Origin of the sequence: Halalkalibacter alkalisediminis (assembly GCF_028610705.1) — a bacterium.
GTDB lineage: Bacteria > Bacillota > Bacilli > Bacillales > Bacillaceae_D > Halalkalibacter > Halalkalibacter alkalisediminis.
In genome coordinates this window covers 1-2,619 of record NZ_JAQQWT010000098.1, presented here as the reverse complement: position 1 = coordinate 2,619, position 2,619 = coordinate 1, and the positions used below count along the sequence as shown (strand labels likewise).

Sequence of the window (2,619 nt, the reverse complement as noted above, 5' to 3'; positions counted from 1 at the left end):
GGTATTTACTTTTTTGGCTCTAAACAGGAAGAACTTTAAAACTGAAAATTCAGTTAGTTTTTATGCAACACTAGTGACCTAATATATATAACTAATTTCTATTTCATCCCAAATGTCTACAATTTTAAAGTTATCAATATTTGCATTAAAAATAAGTTCTTTAGTAGAACTAAACTCTTGATAGTTATTACTTTCGTATTTTGATAAACTTATAAAAACTCCTACATTAATAATAGTATATTTTTCTCCCTTATAAAAAAATTCAATATCATGACCAGTTTCTAGAAGTGTCTCAAAGTCCTTTATGGTCGGCCTTTCCACATGGGTTCCCCCTTTCCTCTCTTTGGTTTGTTTTTCTTCCACGTCCATTTATGTCTATGTGGTCCCCAAGGATGATATTTAGGTTGTCCATGGTCATCATAGTCCATATCTTTCTTTGCACGTCCTTTACTATCATAATATCTTCTTTGTTTAATTGTTCCATTATCATTATAAATAGATTTCGAACCCTTTTTAGGGCCATAAAGTGGTAAACTACTTTTACCAGTACCCTTCTTAGAGAAACCTAACACTTTCGATGCCTTTTTAAGGTGTCCAAATTTAAGGAAATTCGATCCTGCTGCATACGCTACCGAGCCCCACAGCTTGGCTCCACTTTTACCCGCTTTCTTTCCAGCTTTATACGCTTTGTATCCATCATACGCTGCGAATCCCGCATTTACCGCTAACCATACATAATGGCCATCGGGATCGACGAGCATGACAGGATTGTTGTTGCCGTACGTGTAGCCATTTTGTGTAACAATGTCATCGTCGTCCCCTGGATCCGGGTCCATCGACAGGAATACCCCCGACTTAGGGTTGTAGTAACGGGCCATTAAGTAGTAATGATTCGTTTCCGCATCAAATTGGTATCCAGCATAGCGGTACGGGTTTTTATCGGCATAAGGGCCTTCTTTATAGACAATGTTCCCCCAAGCATCGTACACGTAGGAGGCGACAATAAGAGTTTCTTTTGTCGTAGCTCCGGCCTTTGTAACCATGATGACATCGCCATGAGCGTTGTAGTGGTAGTAGTAACGAGTGCTGCCCTCTGTCCGGGCCAGAAGTTGTCCATTCGTATTGTACGTATGATAGGCCATGATTTGACCAGCCCCATTTGTTTCATATAAAACGTTAAGGCTGTCCCCATCATAGACATAGTTCGTAACGGTTCCACCTACATCTTTTCGCATTCGTCGATCCGCTTCATCATACCAATACTGAGCGATAGTAGCATTCGTTCCTTTCGTTTTGACGAAGCGTAGACGATTATCTGCGTCCCATTCATAAAGAAAACGACCGTCATCAAGAAGGTTTCCATTCTCATCATAATTCCACTTGGTAAGGGTTGTTCCGTCTTGAATGTCCGTAAGCTGGTTTAAATCGTTAAAGCTATGATTTATCGTCTTAAGAGTGGTCCCATTTTTGGAGATGACAGTTTTTGTTCGGTTCCCCCTTGGGTCATACGTATAAACGATGGTTTCGTTTGTATATGGGACGGTCTCAGATGTTAATTGATTTAAGGCATCATACGTAAAGGTAGTGGTCCCCTTTAGGTCCGTACGATTTGCAAACTTTTGTAGATACGTTTGCTCCGTCCTGTTTCCATTCGCATCGTACACGTAACTAAAACGAGCCAAATCATTTATTTCATTGTGACCGATGGTGATGGATGAGACCAGATCTCTTTCATTATACATAAACGTAGCTCCCGTTTCATTCGGTGCTGCGTATGTTTTTACATTTCCTCCTTCATCATATTGGAAACGATAAACGCCATTCCCTGGGTCTTTCACCTCTGTGTTGTAGTTCAGTGTATTGTACTGATATTCATGCTTGTAAGATGTCGTACCCTGCTTAATCAGTTCTTGGGTTAAGTTGTTGTTTTTGTCGTATAACCACTCAACCGTTTTATCCCCTAGTACTTGGGTTTTCATTCGGTTTCCATCGTCATACGTTTGAACTCGTTCCGTGTTTGTTAGGAAGTCACGAACCTTCGTTTGATTTCCGTTCTCATCAAGAGTAAATTCATAGATTTTTTCTGATGGTTCCCCATTTTTCTGATGCGTCACACCTGTTGGACGATCTGCAGAATCATACAAGGTGGTCACTTTATTTCCGGATGGATAAGTGGTAGACTGCAAATCTCCTCGTGCATTGTAGGTATAGCTAGTAATCAACTGTTTTACACCTGTGTGCCACCGTTGTTCTTTTAATTGTTGGGCATCATCATACAAGTACGTGGTTCGAGTGTATATCTTGTTTTCATCTGTTTTTGAACCAACACGTTTCTCAGAGGTGTTTCTATTTTCATCGTATTCGTAATGGACCTTCACATCATAAACCGGAAGAGTTACCGTTTTTAATTGATTGTTAAGATCATACGTATAATCTGTTGCTTGACCTTTTGGATCTGTAACTTTTGTTTGATTTCCCCTAGCATCGTATTGATAGTTGGTTGCGTTCCCTGTGGGATCCGTACTCCTTGTCAGATAATTGGACAAAGAATCATAGGTTGCTCGATTAATGATACGCCCTTCCTGCAATCGTACGCTATCAAACCAAACCGTTCCTATG

At 40.2% G+C, this 2,619-nt stretch carries 2 protein-coding genes; both read right to left on the bottom strand.

Annotated features, from left to right (window positions below; genetic code table 11):
* Positions 1 to 78: 78 nt before the first annotated feature.
* Positions 79 to 321, bottom strand: a complete 243-nt coding sequence (locus PQ474_RS25935) for a hypothetical protein (RefSeq protein WP_273848467.1) — start codon at positions 319 to 321, stop codon at positions 79 to 81.
* Positions 303 to 2,619: RHS repeat domain-containing protein (locus PQ474_RS25930; RefSeq protein WP_337956417.1), on the bottom strand; the 2,317-nt coding region annotated here is incomplete at its 5' end. The genes PQ474_RS25935 and PQ474_RS25930, both read right to left, overlap by 19 nt.